This is a genomic window from Achromobacter sp. UBA2119 (assembly GCF_002331005.1).
GTDB lineage: Bacteria > Pseudomonadota > Gammaproteobacteria > Burkholderiales > Burkholderiaceae_B > Achromobacter > Achromobacter animicus.
The window spans coordinates 569321-585219 of the sequence record NZ_DCYD01000009.1 but is presented as its reverse complement, the minus strand read 5'-3'; the positions used below and the strand labels follow the sequence as shown (position 1 = coordinate 585219).

Genomic DNA, 15899 nt, shown 5'->3' with positions numbered 1-15899 from the left:
TGAGGGTGGCAACAGGTGCGCCGAATGCTACACGATGAGGCGCCGCGCCCGCGTCAGTGCCGGGACGCGAAATCGCCGATGGCGGCCGCGGGCGACAGCGCGAACGACGCCTTCATATCGCGCACTTCCTCCACAGGCGTGCGGCCAAAGAATCGCTTGAACTCGCGGCTGAATTGCGATGCGCTTTCGTAGCCGACGCGGGCCGAGGCCGACGCGGCGGTCAGGCCGTCGCGGATCATCATGAGGCGCGCCTGATGCAGCCGCGTGGACTTGATGTACTGAATGGGCGAGGTCTGCGTCACCGCCTTGAAATTGACGTGAAACGCGGGGACGCTCATGCCGGCCTCCTGCGCCAGGTGCGTCACGTCGAGCGGCTGGGAATAGTCGGTATGGATGCGGCGCAGCGCGCGGGCAACGCGGCCGAAGCGGCCCGGATGCGCCAGGGCGGCGCGCAAGGCGCCGCCCTGTTCGCCGCTCAGGACGCGAAAGCAGATTTCGCGCACCAGCGCCGGGCCGAGGATCTCGGCATCGAGCGGATGGCACAGCGCGCGCAAGAGGCGCACGGTGGCGTCGGCCAGTTCATGGGACAGGGGGGTCGAGGCGATGCCGAGCGGCGCGTCGCCGTTGTGGGCGCCCGCAGCGGCTTCGGGACCTGCGCCCGAGCGGTTATCGATCGCCACCACCAGATCGGCCACCGTCGCCAGATCCATCCGTATCGACACCGCGAGCATGGGCTCTTCCTTGCTGGCCTGCGTCTCCGTGGAAAAGGGCAGGGGCACGGACAGCACCAGAAAGTGCTGGGCGTCGTAGACGTAGGTTTCGTCGCCCAGAAAGCCGAGCTTGCGACCCTGGCACACGATGACGATGCCGGGCTCGTAAAGCACCGGCGTTCGGCCCAGCGGCCGGTCCGAGCGCATGAAGCGTACGCCGTCCAGCGCGGACAGGCTGTAGCCCTCGTTGGGCGCCAGGCGGTCGATGAGGGCAATCATTTCGCGCGACAGCGGATTGGACGGCAGCGTCATGGGGCATCCGTGGTTCGGTTCCGGTGGGGGACATTCTACCGGCGCCCATCGGGGCGGAACAGGGTGCGCAATAGGAATGGGCAAGGGTGCGATAGACGCAGGTATTCGCGCGCGGGGCCGCAATCCTTAGCATTTCAGTCACGTCAACGACTTGGAGAAATGACCATGACTGCAACACAGAACCGGCAATCCAAAGTGGTGCTGATCACCGGCGCCAGCAGCGGCATCGGCGAGGCCACGGCGCGGCTGCTGGCCGCGCAGGGCCACCGCGTGTACGTCGGGGCGCGCCGCACGGACCGGCTGGAAACACTGGTGCAAGAGATTCGGGCAAACGGCGGTACGGCAGCGTTTCGCGCGCTGGACGTCACGTCGGCCGAGGACATGCGGGACTTCGTGCGCGGCGCCGAGGCGGCTTACGGGCAGGTGGACGTGATCGTCAACAACGCGGGCGTGATGCCGCTGTCGCCGCTGAGTTCGCTGAAGGTGGACGAGTGGGACCGGATGATCGACGTGAACATCCGCGGCGTGCTGCACGGCATCGCCGCCGTGTTGCCAGGCATGGAGCGCCAGGGACACGGACAGGTGATCAACGTGTCTTCCATCGGCGGACTCGCCGTGTCGCCGACGGCGGCGGTGTACTGCGCGACCAAGTTTGCGGTGCGCGCGATCTCGGACGGCTTGCGCCAGGAGACCGACAAGATTCGCGTAACCGTGGTTTGCCCCGGCGTCGTTGAATCGGAGCTGGCCGACACGATTACCGACGACACAGCGCGCGTGGCGATGCAGTCGTTCCGCCGCGTTGCTCTGCACCCGGACGCCATCGCCCGCGCCATTGCCTACGCCATCGAACAGCCCGACGACGTGGACGTCAGCGAAGTGGTGGTGCGCCCGACGGCCAGCCCGCATTGAACCTGCAACCATAAGGAATCGAACCATGACGGCAACGACTATTTCTGACCAACCCTTTTCAGACCAACCCTTTTCCGGCCAGACCGCCGTTGTGACCGGCGCCGCCAGCGGCATCGGCCTGGCCACCCTGGAACTCCTGCACGCGCAGGGCGCCCGCGTCGTGGCGGTGGACCGGGATGAGGCCGTGCGCGCGCTGGCGCGGCCCGGCGTCGAGCCCCTGGTGGCCGATATCTCGCGGGAAGACAGCGCCGAACGGGCGGTCAAGATAGCGATGGACCGCTTCGGCAGGCTGGACATCCTGGTGAACAACGCGGGCGTCATCATCAACAAGCCGGTGATCGACATGACGCTGGACGACTGGGAAGGCATTCTTGCGGTGAACGCCACGGGCGCTTTCCTGTTTTCCCGTGAAGCGATGCGCGTGATGGTGCCGGCGGGCCGTGGCGCGATCGTCAACGTCGGCTCGTACGCCTGCTACCAGGCCTTTCCGACCATCGCGGCCTACGCGGCTTCCAAAGGCGCGCTGGCGCAGCTGACGCGCGCGTTGTCGCTGGAGGCCATCGAGCACGGCATCCGGGTGAACGCCGTGGGGTCGGGCGACGTGGTCACCAACATCACCAACCACATCCATGCGGACGGTCCGGGCTTCCTGGCCGAGCACGGCAAGAACGCGCCGATCCGGCGGGCGGCCGAGCCGCGCGAGATCGCGGAGGTGATTGCGTTCCTGGCATCGGACAAAGCCAGCTATATCGTGGGCGCGGTGGTGATGGCCGACGGCGGCATGAGCGTGGCGCTGCGCTAGGCGCAAAGCGTGTGCGGGGTCAGCGCGGCGGAAAGATCGCCACGCGCCACAGGTCCAGGAAGTGACGCTTTTTCAGCGGGTCCAGGTACACCAGCAGGCCGACGCCCAATGCCACGGGCCGCACGCCGGCCGCGGGCACGACCGATGCGCTGACCGGCCGCATGCCGGACTCGCGTGCCAGCGCATCCTGCCCGCGCGCCGACAGCAGATAGTCCAGGAACAGCGCGCCCAGGTCGCCGCGCGGCGCCTGCTTCGGAATGATGGCCGAGCGCGACAGCATCAGCGTGTAGTCCTGCGGGTAGATGATGGCGAGCGGCGCGCCGTTGTCGATGCGGTGCCGGGTATAGGACTCCAGCAGGTTGTAGGCCAACGTAACGTCGCCGCTTTCCAGCTTGTCCAGCGCGTGTTCGGTGGACTCGTGGATGGACACGCCGTTGCGGCCGAAGGCGCCAAGCAGCGCGCCCGCCATGCTGTCCAGCCGCGTGTCCTGCGTGGCCGCCAGATAGCCGATGCCGCTGCCCTGCACGTCGTAGGTGGAGATGCGGCCGGCGAGCGGCTGGTCGGGCGCCTGCAGCAGCGACAACAGTTCGCGGCGGGTGTGCGGCACGCGCGCGGCATCGAGCTTGCGCGTGTTGTAGACCATCACGATGGGGTCGGTGCCGATGCTGAAGACCTCATCGCGCCAGTTGGCCCAGCCGGGCAGGGCGCGCGTCTGCGGCGATATGTGCACGCGCGCGTAGCCGTCGTTGACCAGCTTGGTCTGCAGGTCCATGGCGCTGCTGATGACGATGTCCGGCCCTGACGGGACGCCGGGCGCCGTGGCAGCGCGGGCCACGGTGTCGCTGTAGAGATCCTGCGTCGACAGCTCGGTGTATTCCAGCCGGACAGATGGGTTCAACCTGCTGAAGTCTTCCAGCACGCCGCGAAACACCTGCACGCTGTTGGACGCGTGCACGACCAGCACGTTGCTGCTGTCGGCCGGTCCCAGCGTGAGGCCGCTGCCGCTCACTTCGGCGGCGTGGCTGATCGCGGACAGCGTCAGCGCGGCGGTCGCGGCCAGGCCGCGCAGGATGGAGCGGGCGTCATGCATGATCGGCTTTCGCGGGCAAAGCGGTTGCGGGCAACGTGATGACGGCGTCCAGCCCGCCGCCCACGCGGTTGCTCAGGCTGAGCGTGCCGCCGTGGATGTCGACGACGCGCTTGATGATGGACAGACCCAGGCCGGCGCCTGGCGAGCGGGGATTGGGGCCTCGCGCAAACCGTTCGAAGGCCGTGTTGGCCAGGGCCGGCGGAATCCCCGGCCCCTGATCGGACACCGTGACGCGCCAGCCACCGTCGTGCGGATCCAGCCGCACGTCGATGTGGCCATCGTCATTGGCGCCGTGCCGCAAGGCGTTGTCGATGAGGTTCTTGAAGGCCTCGCGCAGCATCAGGTTGTCGCCCATGACGCGCGGCGGATTGCCGCCGTTGGCGGACGGCAGATGCAGCCGGACATCAGGCTGCGGGTCCGCCTGCGGGACGGTGTCGTACACGGCCTGGCTCAGCAGCTCGGCCACGTCGACGGGCTGGAACTGCCGGACGTTGCTGCGATGGATGACGCTGGCGTCGCTGAGCAGCTGGTTGACCAGGCGCGACAGCTTTTCGGCGTTGCGCAGCACGGCCAGCAGGCTGCGCCGCTGTTCGGCCGGATCGTCCTCATCCAGTGCAAGCTCCATCTGCGCATGCAGCGCGGCAAGCGGGGTGCGCAGCTGGTGTGCGGCCTCGGCGATGAACAGGCGCAGGGTGTCCAGGTTTTCCGACAGCCGGCCCATGAATCCGTCCAGCGAGTGAACCAGCATGTCCAGTTCCTCGGGCACCGGCGCAGCAATGGGATGCAGGTCCGATGCGGTGCGGCCGGCCAGTTCGCGCTCGACCCGCTGGATGGGCGACAGCGACCGCTGCAAACCCCAATACGCCAGCGCCAGCGCAGCGGCGGTAAAGCCAATCAACGCCAGTGTGCCTTGCCACAGGATGCGGTCGGCTAGCGCATTGCGCGCCTCGCGCGTCTGGGCGACCTGGATGATCGCGGTCTCGGTCTCTTGCGGGCCGGCTACCTTGCGTTCCATCCAGGCGACGCGCACCGGTTCGCCCTGGTATTCGGTTGCATAGAGCTGCGGCGTGCTGGGGTCGGCATTGCCGCGCGCGGGCGGCGCGGGCAGGTCACCGTACCCCGAGATAAGCGCCCCGCGCGCCGAGGCCACCCGGTAGAACACGCGGTCGCGCGGCGCCTGTTCCAGCAGCGCAAGCGCCGCGTAGGGCATGTCCATTTGCCACTCTCCCTGCACGAGCTGCAGGCTGTCGGCCATGGACAGCACCGAGGCGCGCAGCAACTGGTCGTACGTGGTGTCGGCGGTGTGATGCGCATAGCCGCGCACCAGCAGGTAGATCGCCCCCAGCCCCACCGCGAACAGCGCGCCGAGCACGGTCAGCAGGCGGCGGCGCACGGAAATGCGGCGGGGCTGCTCGGAACGCGGCCGGTTCATGGCGTGGCGGACCGCTACGGTAGCGGCGGGGCCGAGGGCTCGCCGTCCGTACCTTCCGCCGCCGTCAGCAGGTAGCCGGTGCCGCGCTGCGTCTCGATGCGCAACGGCGAGCCTTCCAGCTTGCGGCGCAGCCGGGCGATGTAGACCTCGATGGCGTTGGGCGCGGCGTCGTCGTCAAACGCGAACAGCTTGTTTGCGATCTCCGACTTGCTGACGGCGCGGTTCATGCCGGCCAGCAAGATTTCAAGCAGGCTGAATTCACGCTTGGGCAGGTCGATGCGCCGGCCGGCCAGCGTGACCTGCCGCGCCGCGCTGTCGATGACCAGGTCGCCAAAGCGCAGGGTGCCGGTGGCTTGCGGGCTGGGACGGCGCAGCAGCGCGCGGCAGCGGGCTTCCAGTTCACGGAAATCGAAGGGCTTGGCCAGGTAGTCGTCCGCGCCGGTATCCAGGGCGTGCACGCGGTCTTCGATGTCGATGCGCGCGGTCAGCGCCAGGACGGGCGTCTTGCTGCCGCGATCGCGCAGCCGGTGCAGGATGTCAAAGCCCGACATGCGCGGCAGGCCGATGTCCAGGATGACGAGATCGAAGGTCTCGTACTGCAGCACGCCGTCGGCGTTCAGGCCATCGTTTTGGCTGTCGACGGCATGGCCGAGACGGCGCAGCCGGCGCACAAGTGCGTCGGACAAATCCTCATCGTCTTCGATTACCAGGATGCGCATCAGGCGATTGTCGCATGGCAAGTTGACGGGGCGCGCCCAACAAAAACGACAGGTTCCAGACAGCTTTTCTTCCTAGTCTTGCGTACCCGCTTCCCCAGCCGGAGGCAGGCACACATAACAACGACTAGCTGGAGATAACCCTCATGCTTCTGACCCTGCTTGGCTTCGGCATGGTGATCACGTTCATGACGCTGATCATGACCAAGCGCCTGTCGCCGCTTGTCGCCCTCATCCTTGTTCCCATTATCTTTGCGCTGCTGGGCGGTTTTGGCGCGGGCATCGACAAGATGATGCTGGACGGCATCCGCAAGATCGCGCCGACCGGCGTGATGCTGATGTTCGCCATCCTGTATTTCGGCGTGATGATCGATGCGGGCCTGTTCGACCCCATCGTCGGCCGCATTCTGCGCGCGGTGAAGGGCGATCCGCTGAAGATCGTGGTGGGCACGACCGTGCTGGCGCTGGTGATCTCGCTGGACGGCGACGGCTCCACCACCTACATGATCGTGGTGGCGTCGATGCTGCCGCTGTACCGCCGCCTGAAGATGAACGCGCTGTCCATGACCTGCCTGGCGATGCTGGCCAGCGGCGTCATGAACCTGACGCCATGGGGCGGACCGACCGCGCGCGCCGCCAGCGCCCTGCACGTGGACGCGGGCGACATCTTCGTGCCGCTGGTGCCGGTGATGGGCGTGTCCATCGTGGCGATCCTGATCCTGGCGTTCTTCCTGGGCCTGCGCGAGCGCCGCCGGCTGGGCGTGCTGGCGCTGCCGGAGGGCGCGTCGCTGCATGCCGGCTACGACGAGGACGGTCCGAAGAACCTGCCCGAGATCGAGGTCGACCACGACCTGCGCCGTCCCAAGCTGTTGTGGGTGAACGCCGGCCTGACGCTGGCGCTGATGGTGAGCCTGGTGCTGGGCGTGCTGCCGCTGCCCGTGCTGTTCATGATCGCCTTCGCGATTGCGCTGATCATCAACTATCCGAACCTGGCCGAGCAGCGCCGCCGCGTGGCGCAGCATGCCGGCAACGTGCTGTCGGTGGTGTCGCTGATCTTCGCGGCGGGCATCTTCACAGGCATCCTGTCCGGCACCGGCATGGTCGAAGCCATGTCGCGCAGCCTGCTCGCCGTCATTCCCGACGCGCTGGGACCGTATCTGGCGGGCATCACCGCGCTGGTCAGCCTGCCGTTCACATTCTTCATGTCGAACGACGCCTTCTACTTCGGCGTGCTGCCCATCCTGAGCGAAGCCGCGCAAGGCTACGGCATCACGCCCGTCGAGATGGCGCGCGCCTCGCTGATCGGCCAGCCGGTCCATCTGCTCAGCCCGCTCGTGCCGTCCACCTACTTGCTCGTCGGCCTGGCCGGCGTGGAGTTCGGCGACCACCAGCGTTATGCGCTGAAGTGGGCCACGATGGTCTGCATGGTGATGCTTGCGGCCGCCCTGGCGTTCGGCCTGTTCCCCCTGGTGGGCGCGGCCGCCTGATTCCCCGCGGCGCCAGCCGCATGACTTTGAAAGGAAGCACCATGGCTTTGCGCATCGCTTACGTCACCAGCGGCATGGGACACACCGGCACCGCGATCTGCCAGGCGCTGCACCGCGCCGGCCATCGCGTGGTCGCCGGCTGCGGTCCGCGCTCGTCCCGCAAGGACCACTGGTTGAAGGAACAGAAGTCGCTGGGTTACGACTTCATCGCCTCGGAAGGCGACGCCACCGACTGGGCGTCGACCGAGGCGGCCTTTGCCAAGGTCCGGCGCGAGGTCGGCCAGATCGACGTGCTGGTCAACAACGCCGGTTCGATGCTGGACATGCGTTTTCGGCAGATGAGCCACGCGGACTGGTCGGCCGTCCTGCGCAGCAATCTGGATACGCTCTTCAACAGCACCAAGCAGGTCGTCGACAGCATGGCGGACCGCGGCTGGGGGCGCATCATCAACATCGGATCGGTGGCAGCCGAGAAAGGCCAGATCGGCCAGATCAACTTTGCGACCGCCAAGGGTGCGGTTATCGGCTTCACGCGCTCGCTCGCGCAGGAAGTCGCGGCGCGCGGCGTGACGGTGAACCTGGTGTCGCCGGGCTTCATCGCCGACGACACGGTCCGCGCCTTCCCGCCCGCGCTGCTGGACCGCATCGTGGAAAGCGTGCCGGTGGGCAGGCTGGGCACCGCGCAGGACCTGGCCGGGTTGTGCGTTTGGCTGGCCTCGGACGAAGCTGCGTTTGTCACCGGCGCCAATTACGCCATCAATGGCGGCGTTTACATGAGCTGATTCCGGGACAGCGGGAGGCCGCCAGCGGCCGCTCGCGCCCGGCATTGTTTACATCATTGCCGCGCAGTTCGTCCGCACTTCAGTTCGTCACCACCTCAGTTCGCCAGCTTCACCGCGCCGCTGTCGATCAGGGCCTTCCATTTGGCGTTGTCCGCCTGGATGAATTTCAGCAGGTCTTCCCGCGACCCGCCGCCGGCCAGCATGCCTGCGTTGTCGACCGCCGCCTTGAATGCGGGCGTGGCGACGGCGGCGCGCAGCGCGGCGTTGATGGGTTCAAGCTGGTCGCTCGTGATGGCATTGCTGGCCGCCACCGAAAACCATTGTGTCGCGGCGTAGCCCTTGAACCCTGATTCCTCCACTGTGGGTACGTCGGGCAGGCTGTCCAGGCGATAGGGCGTGGTCACGGCGTAAGCCTTCAGTGCGCCGGACTTGATCTGCGGCATGACCGGCGCGGATCCCAGGATGGCCAGCGGAATCTGTCCGCCGGCAACGTCGGCCACCGCCTGGCCGCCGCCCTTGTAGGGCACATGCACGATGCGGGTGCCGACGTATTGGTTCAGCAACTCGCCCGCCAGATTCTGCGAGGTGCCGTTGCCCGAGCTGCCATAGCTCCAGGCTTCGGGTTGGCGGCGGGCATCGGCCAACACGTCCTGCAGGCTGTTCTTGGCGTTGCGGGCCGGGCCCACGATGACCATGGGGCCTTGCGCCATCAGCATCACGGGGGCCAGCTCGCGGCCGATGTCGGGTTGCGGCGTCGGGTAGATGAGCGGTCCCGGCACGGTGAGCAGATGGCCGTCGGCGGCCTTGCTGCGCGCGACCAGTTGAAGCGCGATCGCACCCGAGGCTCCGGGACGGTTCTCCACGATGACGTTCAGGCCGGTCTGGCGCGCCAGCTCCTGCGCCGCGATGCGGGTCAGCACGTCCGCCGTGCCGCCGGGCACGAAGCCCACCACCCACGTGATCTGTTTGGCCGGCCATTGAGAATTGCTGTCGGCCGCCGTGGCGGCCGCGGCGGGCATGGCGATGCTTAGAAGCATCGCGCAGCATTGGATAGCGAATTTCATGTTTTCCCCTTGATTTCTGCTATCGGTGATTCGTCTTTCGCTCAGCCGGGATCCCGCTTGCCGGGCGGCGTGTTCGGATGTTCGGCGCACGACTGGTTGAACGCCTGCACCATTTTCAGGATGGGGCCGAGCACCCACGTATTGAAGATGAGAATGTCGCTCTCCTCCTTGGGGTCCTGTAGCAGATTGAACAGGTACGGGGATTCCAGTTTGCCCTTGCCCTCGTTGACCTCGGGCTCCCAGTAGAAGTGCAGCTTCCAGTCGCGCCATTTCACGGCGCGCAGGTCGCCCTTGATGTAGAACAGGAACCCCTCGCGCAGGGATTTCGGGCTGGCTCCGGTAAAGAAGTCGGTCTGGTCGATGCCGTCGATGGGCCGGTCCTGCGGAATATCTGCGCCGCCAATGCGGGACAGCGTCGTGTACAGATCGGTCACGTGGACCATCTCGTTGGACACCTGACCCGGCTGCACGCGGCCCGGCCAGCGGATGATGAAGGGCACGCGCAGGCTGCCTTCCATGGCGGTATGGTAGGTGCCGCTCCAGGGCCCTGCGGTGCCGCGATAAGGCTTGCGGTATTCGGGGCCGTTGTCGCTGCAGAAGATGAACACGGTGTCCTCGCGCAGGTTCAGCTCGTCTACGGCCTGCACGATCTGGCCGACGCGATGGTCCATTTCGACCATGGAGTCCGCGAAGTCGCCCGCGCCCGTGCGCCCGGCAAAGTCGGGGTGCGGCAGGGTGGGAAAGTGCAGATGCACCAGCGGCAGATACAGGAAGAACGGGCGCGCCGCCTCGGCATGCTTGCGCATGAATCCGATGGATCGGTCCACCAGTTCGGCGTCGATGCCGCGCCGCGTGTCCAGATCGTAGACCTTGACGTTCTCCGACGGCCCGCCGGCTTCGCCTTGCATGATGTGCGGAATGTCCGCCACCGTGGGATCGAAGCCGATCGACGACGTGAACTGGCTTTCGTCGGTGGTGCGCGGGATGCCGTACCACTCGTCAAAACCCCTGTCGCTGGGATAGCGGCCGGGGATGTCGCCCAGATGCCATTTGCCGAAATGCGCGGTGGCGTAGCCCTGGCCCGACAGTTGTTGCGCCAGCGTGATCTCGTCGCGCGCAAGCCCTTGGGGCAGGCCGGGCGGGACGGATTGCAGGCAGCCCGTCCGGATGGGGTGACGCCCGCTCATCAGCGCCGAGCGCGTGGGCACGCAGTCGCTTTCCACGTTGAAGTTCTGCAGCAGCAGGCCCTCGGTGGCCAGGCGGTCGATGTTCGGGGTGGGTGCGCCGCGCAGAGCGCCGCCGCCATAACAGCCAAGTTCTCCCCATCCCAGATTGTCGGCCACGATCAAGACGATGTTCGGCTTGTGTTCCATTGTGCTCTCGCCTCGGTGAATGCTCGGGTTGATCCCAGGATTCTAGGAGGGCAAGGTCGCCGTTATATTCCCGAAAGTACGTAAATGAATGAACTTTGGTTATGAATCTGTCGCTGCGGGATATCGAATATTTCCTCGCCGCCGTCGAGTACGGCAACCTGGAACGCGCCGCCGCGTCGTTCGGCGTCAGCCAGCCGGCGCTGTCGAAATCGCTGCAGCGCCTGGAGGCCGATACGGGGCTGGCGTTGCTGGACCGCAGCGGCCGTGGGCTGCGCCTGACGTCCGCCGGGCTGGTGTTCCTGGAGCATGCCAAACGGCTGTGGGCCGAGTACCGGGACGCCATGCGCCACGCCGCGGAATTGCGGGTGGGCCAGGCGGGTTTGCTGCGCGTGGGGGTAACGGGCGCGACCGTCGACAGCGTGGCGATGCCCGCGATGCGGCACCTGCTGCCGCGCCGGCCGGCGCTGCGGGTGCAATTGACGCAGGGGTTATCGGATGACCTGAACGAGCAGGTCGCCAGCGGCAAGCTGGACCTGGCCGTGACGCCCATCTATGCGGACGTGCCTTCGACCCTGCACCATGAACCGATCATGGAAGACCGCCTTTGCGTGGCGGCCAGCCGCCACCATCCGCTGGCCACGCGCCGCAAACTGGCATTGCGCGATCTGGCGGACCTGCGGTGGATTCTGCCCAAGCCTTCCTCGATTGCCCGCAAGGCCCTGGATTCGCGGTACGCGGAAAGCAATCTGCCGTTGCCCGCCGCGGCGCTGGAGGTCGAGCACTTTTCCAAGGGCACGCTCGAGCTGCTGGCGCAGACGGATCTGCTGGCGCTGCTGCCGCAAAGCGCGTTGGAGACTGAGGCGGACGTCGTCGCGCTACCGGTGGCGCTTGGCCGGCCGCTGCCCCGCGCCATTGCGCTGATCTCCCGGCAGGGGACCGCCTGGTCGCCGCTGATGCATGAATTCCGGCGCGCCATTCTGGATTGCGCAGCGGGCATGGCCTGAGCACGGCGACTGGCGCAATGGCGGTTTTCGGCTGTGCCACAATGGTCCGCTTTCAATTCATCAGGAGCGGGGTTCATGGCTGGAACGTCATTGCGGGTTGCGGCGGGCGCGGGGCTGCTGTCGCTGGCGGCGCTTGCCGCGTGCGGCAAGAAAGACGCCTATCCGCCCGAGGTCCAGCGCGAGACCTACAGTTCGTGCGTCGCCGGTTTTAAATCCCGGGTCCAGGCGTCGCCGGAAGTCGACGCGAAGGCCGCCAGTTATTGCAATTGCATGGTCGACGGCTTGCAGAAATCCGTGCCCTACGAGGAATTCAAGCAGCTGGACCAGCTGCTGGCGACCAAGAGCGCCACGCCGGACAGCGAAAGGCTGAGCAAAGGCGTGACCGATGTGGTCAATGCCTGCTTGAAGCGCGAAATGCCCAAGGGCTGACGGCCCGAAATGCCCAGGGGCTGACGGCCCTATTACCGAATGCAGTTGCCGAGCGGGCGTCAGGTGCACTGCCAAAGGTGCCCGCTGACGCGGCAGGCGGCGCACCAGAAGGTGTAGTTGCCGCCGCCGCTGCCCCACAGCCATTCACCGCCGTCCTCTTGCGGCAGGCCGGAGTCCAACTGCATGGCCAGGGGCATGTCCTCGCCGCAGTCGGGACACGCCGGGTAGTCGGCGGATTGCACCCAGCTCGGTGCGCCGCCGACCCGGCTGAGGTTCTGGCGGCCATTGGACTCGCCCCAGTCTTGCCAATGCCAGCGCGCCGGCGCCTTGAACAGCGTCACGTCGGCTTCCAGCAGCGGACTTGCGACGAAGTCCGGCGTCAAGGGGGCGTCGCGCTGCTGGCCGGGGTGCATAAGCGGCGCGCCGTCCTCGGCGTGGCGAAAGAAAAGGGCGCCGTCGGTTTCCCAACCCTGGCACGACAGGCAGGTCGAGAATTCGATGGCGCTGTGACTATCGATACCTGCTGCGGCGGCATCCTGAATCGCCAGCAGCCGGTGCAAAGGGCTGTGGCACAAGCCGCAGCGGCTTGCCGACGTGCCGCCCATGCGCGCTTGCACACAATCCGTTGATTCGGGCTTCCAGGTGGGATGCGCGCGCTGCACCTCGCGCCGCCATGCCGGCTGTTGCGCCAGCATGGATTTTCTTTGCGCAGCGCTGAAGCCGATGTGCAGCGGCTGTTCGCCGTGCAACGCGCGCAAGCTCCCTTCGTGTTCCGCGAAGCCCGTTTGCTGCAAGCACGATGCGGCATCGGGGTGGCCGTCGTCTGGGAACAGTCGACGCCAGGCGGCGTACACCGTCTGCGGCCGGCGCGACCGCAGCAACGCAATGGCGCGCGCGCGGCCTGGACTGCCTTCGGCGAGTTCGTCGTCCAGCCGGTGCAGCCAATCGTGCAGCGTGGCGTCGTCAAGGGCGCGCCATGCGTGATCGGCCGCGTACTCCGGGCTGCCGTCGTCGTCTTGCACGGCGGTCAGCAGCCGCTCCCATTCCGGAGCAAAGGCTTCGGGATGCTGGACCGCTGCGGAATCCAGGATCGCGCGCGCCAGTTCGGAATCCGCGCCGCGCCGCCAGACTTCGCCAACCGTAGCCACGTAGGCCGCGTCGTCCATCATGTCCAGCGCGGCGTCGACGAAGGTGGCGTGCTTGATCGGCCTGTCCAGCGCCTGCAGGACCAGATCGGCCAACGCGGCGGGCGCATCCCGCCGCAATTGCAGCATTTGCGCCATGGGGTCGTTGTTCTTCCAGCCCAGGCGCTCATAGGCGTCAAGAATCTCGGTGGCGGTTTTCATCGGCCGGTCCAGAATTGATCGAGCGGGGAGGGTATCCGATGGCATCGCTTGCCGCGGACCCGGTGACGCAGGCCGGAATTCCGCTCGGGGTTTAATTGGTTACTCATTAAGCACAAAGCGCGTTGACTTCGCCCTGCGCGCCGACCATAGTGGCTTTGAGTCTTTTCGAGCATCGTGATTTTCGTCCGGTCTTGCACCCTTCGTGGGGCGCCTCATTGTTCGCGATCCTTTCCTTGACGGGTCTCATGTCGCGGGATTACCCGCATTAAAAGGAAAGCATCAATGGAAACCGGAGTTGAAAATCAGCGTGTCAGCTATGTGACCGCGCAAGGCGCCAAGGGCCCTCACGCGACGCAGATCCGCGCATTGTGACCGGCGGCCGCAAGGCTTATCGGTCAGACATTGGAGGTTCCATGTTTCAGAACAATATGGTCTACAAGGGCTATCGGCTCACCGCGAGCGTCTCCCGGGTTGCAATCGGGAACGCGCGCCGGCCGGCTTTTACGGCAACCGTGGCCGTGGAATTGGCGGGCAATCATGATCGGCTCAGCGAGCCGCATGCCGTGCCGCTTTTCGTCTCCGGCGGGTTCGTCGCCACGCCCGGCATGGCGGTCGATGCGGCGATCACCCATGGCCGCTTGATGGTGGATGCGCATTCCCGGGCAGATTGACGGCGCGGTGCGCGCAGCCGGGCAGCGCCCGTCGCTGCCGATGAACGGCGCAATAGTCAGACAGGGCCGCCCTCGTTACGTGGGGCGGCCCGTTTTCATGTTGGGCCGCGGTGGTGTCAGCGTGAGTCGGTGCGCACAGACGCTTGAGGACGCTCTCCGGCCAACACGCCGGCCGCCAAAAAAATACGGTGAGCCGCCTCAGGCCTTCAAGCCCAGCCGCCTTGCCAGCTTGTGCAGGTTGCTGGGGTCCACATCCAGCGCCCGCGCCGCCACCGCCCAATTGCCTTGGTTTGCATCCAGCGCCCGCCGGATGACCTGACGCTGGCAGGCGTCCACCGCGTCCCGCAGCGATTGCAAGGGCGCGCTTGCATCGGGCGTCTCGGCCGCATCATCCTCCAGCGACGCCGGCATGTCGCCATCGGACAAATCCAGCAGCTTGGCCCCCAGCGTGACAATCTCGTTGCGGCTGGCGCCGTGGCTGACGGCCTTGATGGCCGCGCGGCTGATGACGTGTTCCAGTTCGCGCACGTTGCCTGGCCAGCGGTAGCGCCGCATCATTTCCTCGGCCTCGGGCGACAGCCGCAGGCTGCGCAGACCGAGCCGCGCGCGGTTCAGTTCCAGATAGCGTCCGGCCAGCAGCAGGATGTCGTTGCCGCGGTCGCGCAGGGGCGGGATGGGAATGGGATAGACCGACAGCCGGTGATAGAGGTCGGCGCGGAAGTCGCCCGCGCGCACCAGGTCGCGCAGGCTGCGGTTGGTGGCCGCCACGATGCGCACGTCCACGGTGCGCGGGCGGTCGTCGCCCAGCCGCTGGATCTCGCCGTTCTGCAGGGTGCGCAGCAGCTTGGCCTGCACCAGCAGCGGCAGTTCGCCGACTTCGTCCAGGAACAGGGTGCCGCCATTGGCGGCTTCGAAGCGGCCGGGGCGGTCAGCGACGGCGCCTGAAAAGGCGCCTTTCGCGTGGCCGAACAGTTCGCTTTCGGCCAGCGATTCGGGCAGCGCGGCGCAGTTTACGTGCACCAGCGGCCGGTCGCGGCGGCGCGACAACCCGTGCACGCGATGCGCGAACAGCTCCTTGCCCACACCGGTCTCGCCCAGCAGCAGGATGGGCAGCTCTGAATCGGCCACGACTTCGATCTCGTGCAGCAGCCGGCCGATGGATTCGCTTTGGCCCAGGATGTCGCTGCTGGCCGGGGCGGCGCTGTCGGCCGGCGCCTGCCCGCGCGCCACGCGCAGGGCACGGATCTCGGCTTCAAGGCGCGTGGTGCGGAGCGCCGCTTCGAGCAGCACGATGTAATCGCGCAGGTCGGCCTGCGCCTCCATGTCGAACGTGCCGACCTCCAGCGCGTCCAGCGTCAGCACGCCCCAGGTCTTGCCCTCGATGTGCAGGCTGGTGCCCATGCAGTCGTGCACCGGCAGCGGTTCGCCCGCCATGCCATTGATGAGTCCGTCATAGGGATCCGGCAGCGTGCTGTCGTGGTGAAAGCAGGTGACGCCGCGCCGTCCCAGGATGGCCGCCAGCCGCGGATGCTGCTGCACGGCGAAGCGGCGGCCCAGTGCGTCCTGGGTCAGGCCATCCACCGCGATGGGGCGCAGATGGTCTTCTTCAAGCTGCAAGAGTGCGACCGCGCCGCAACGGAAATGGGTGCGAAGGCTGGAGACCAGTCGCTGAAGCCGGATGGCGGGCGGCAGGTCGGCGACCAGGTCCGCAAGCAGGAGATTTTGCATGGGGTGAATTCTACCGTTGCAAGGTGAATAGAACCCTCCTGTTG

Annotated in this window: 15 protein-coding genes; 7 read left to right on the top strand and 8 right to left on the bottom strand. The window is 66.8% G+C overall.

All coding sequences use genetic code 11. From position 1 onward, the window contains the following. Positions 1–53: 53 nt before the first annotated feature. Complete coding sequence (locus B3098_RS07875; RefSeq protein WP_286894385.1) at positions 54–1022, bottom strand: AraC family transcriptional regulator; 969 nt, start codon at positions 1020–1022, stop codon at positions 54–56. Between the two features lie 165 nt (positions 1023–1187). Between B3098_RS07875 and B3098_RS07870 the strand changes: the two genes are divergently transcribed. Together B3098_RS07870 and B3098_RS07865 are read left to right on the top strand one after the other, a co-directional pair. Next, positions 1188–1931, top strand: a complete 744-nt coding sequence (locus tag B3098_RS07870; RefSeq protein WP_286894383.1) for an SDR family oxidoreductase — start codon at positions 1188–1190, stop codon at positions 1929–1931. 25 nt (positions 1932–1956) lie between these two features. Next, a complete protein-coding gene (locus B3098_RS07865) occupies positions 1957–2733 on the top strand; it encodes an SDR family NAD(P)-dependent oxidoreductase (RefSeq protein WP_286894381.1) in 777 nt (258 codons plus the stop codon). Positions 2734–2752: 19 nt separating this feature from the next. On the opposite strand, the gene B3098_RS07860 is transcribed toward B3098_RS07865, so the two are convergent. From B3098_RS07860 to B3098_RS07850, 3 genes are read right to left on the bottom strand one after another with little or no spacing between them, the layout of a single operon-like run. Further along, on the bottom strand, positions 2753–3823 hold the full coding sequence (locus tag B3098_RS07860; RefSeq protein ID WP_286894379.1) for an ABC transporter substrate-binding protein: 1071 nt from the start codon (positions 3821–3823) through the stop codon (positions 2753–2755). After that, positions 3816–5255 carry a sensor histidine kinase gene (locus tag B3098_RS07855; RefSeq protein ID WP_286894378.1) on the bottom strand — a complete coding sequence of 480 codons (1440 nt, stop codon included), beginning with the start codon at positions 5253–5255 and terminating at the stop codon, positions 3816–3818. The genes B3098_RS07860 and B3098_RS07855 overlap by 8 nt, the downstream gene beginning before the upstream one ends. 14 nt (positions 5256–5269) lie before the next feature. After that, positions 5270–5974, bottom strand: a complete 705-nt coding sequence (locus B3098_RS07850) for a response regulator transcription factor (RefSeq protein WP_286894376.1) — start codon at positions 5972–5974, stop codon at positions 5270–5272. Between the two features lie 143 nt (positions 5975–6117). On the opposite strand from B3098_RS07850, the gene B3098_RS07845 reads away from it, so the two are divergent. Both B3098_RS07845 and B3098_RS07840 read left to right on the top strand, forming a co-directional pair. After that, the gene (locus B3098_RS07845; RefSeq protein ID WP_175123048.1) at positions 6118–7458 is read left to right on the top strand and encodes a CitMHS family transporter; all 1341 of its coding nucleotides are present in this window, start codon (positions 6118–6120) and stop codon (positions 7456–7458) included. 41 nt (positions 7459–7499) lie between these two features. Then, entirely contained in the window at positions 7500–8240 is a 741-nt protein-coding gene (locus tag B3098_RS07840) for an SDR family oxidoreductase (RefSeq protein WP_175123047.1), read from the top strand. Between the two features lie 95 nt (positions 8241–8335). On the opposite strand, the gene B3098_RS07835 is transcribed toward B3098_RS07840, so the two are convergent. Further along, positions 8336–9304 (bottom strand): tripartite tricarboxylate transporter substrate binding protein, encoded by a 969-nt coding sequence (locus tag B3098_RS07835; protein ID WP_286894374.1) that lies wholly within the window; start codon positions 9302–9304, stop codon positions 8336–8338. Positions 9305–9345: 41 nt separating this feature from the next. Then, positions 9346–10677 (bottom strand): arylsulfatase, encoded by a 1332-nt coding sequence (locus B3098_RS07830; protein ID WP_286894372.1) that lies wholly within the window; start codon positions 10675–10677, stop codon positions 9346–9348. 101 nt (positions 10678–10778) lie between these two features. On the opposite strand from B3098_RS07830, the gene B3098_RS07825 reads away from it, so the two are divergent. Next, the gene (locus B3098_RS07825) at positions 10779–11681 is read left to right on the top strand and encodes a LysR family transcriptional regulator (protein WP_175184202.1); all 903 of its coding nucleotides are present in this window, start codon (positions 10779–10781) and stop codon (positions 11679–11681) included. Positions 11682–11756: 75 nt separating this feature from the next. Next, positions 11757–12110, top strand: a complete 354-nt coding sequence (locus B3098_RS07820) for a hypothetical protein (protein ID WP_286894369.1) — start codon at positions 11757–11759, stop codon at positions 12108–12110. A gap of 59 nt (positions 12111–12169) precedes the next feature. Here B3098_RS07820 and B3098_RS07815 read toward each other — a convergent pair whose 3' ends face one another. Continuing rightward, on the bottom strand, positions 12170–13456 hold the full coding sequence (locus tag B3098_RS07815; protein ID WP_286894367.1) for a hypothetical protein: 1287 nt from the start codon (positions 13454–13456) through the stop codon (positions 12170–12172). 413 nt (positions 13457–13869) lie between these two features. Between B3098_RS07815 and B3098_RS07810 the strand changes: the two genes are divergently transcribed. Beyond that, entirely contained in the window at positions 13870–14127 is a 258-nt protein-coding gene (locus B3098_RS07810; protein WP_279971847.1) for a hypothetical protein, read from the top strand. A 198-nt stretch (positions 14128–14325) separates the two neighbouring features. Here the strand turns inward: B3098_RS07810 and norR are convergent, their stop codons facing one another. Continuing rightward, positions 14326–15855, bottom strand: coding sequence for a nitric oxide reductase transcriptional regulator NorR (norR, locus tag B3098_RS07805; RefSeq protein ID WP_218344823.1), 1530 nt, complete (start codon positions 15853–15855; stop codon positions 14326–14328). Between the last annotated feature and the right edge of the window lie 44 nt (positions 15856–15899).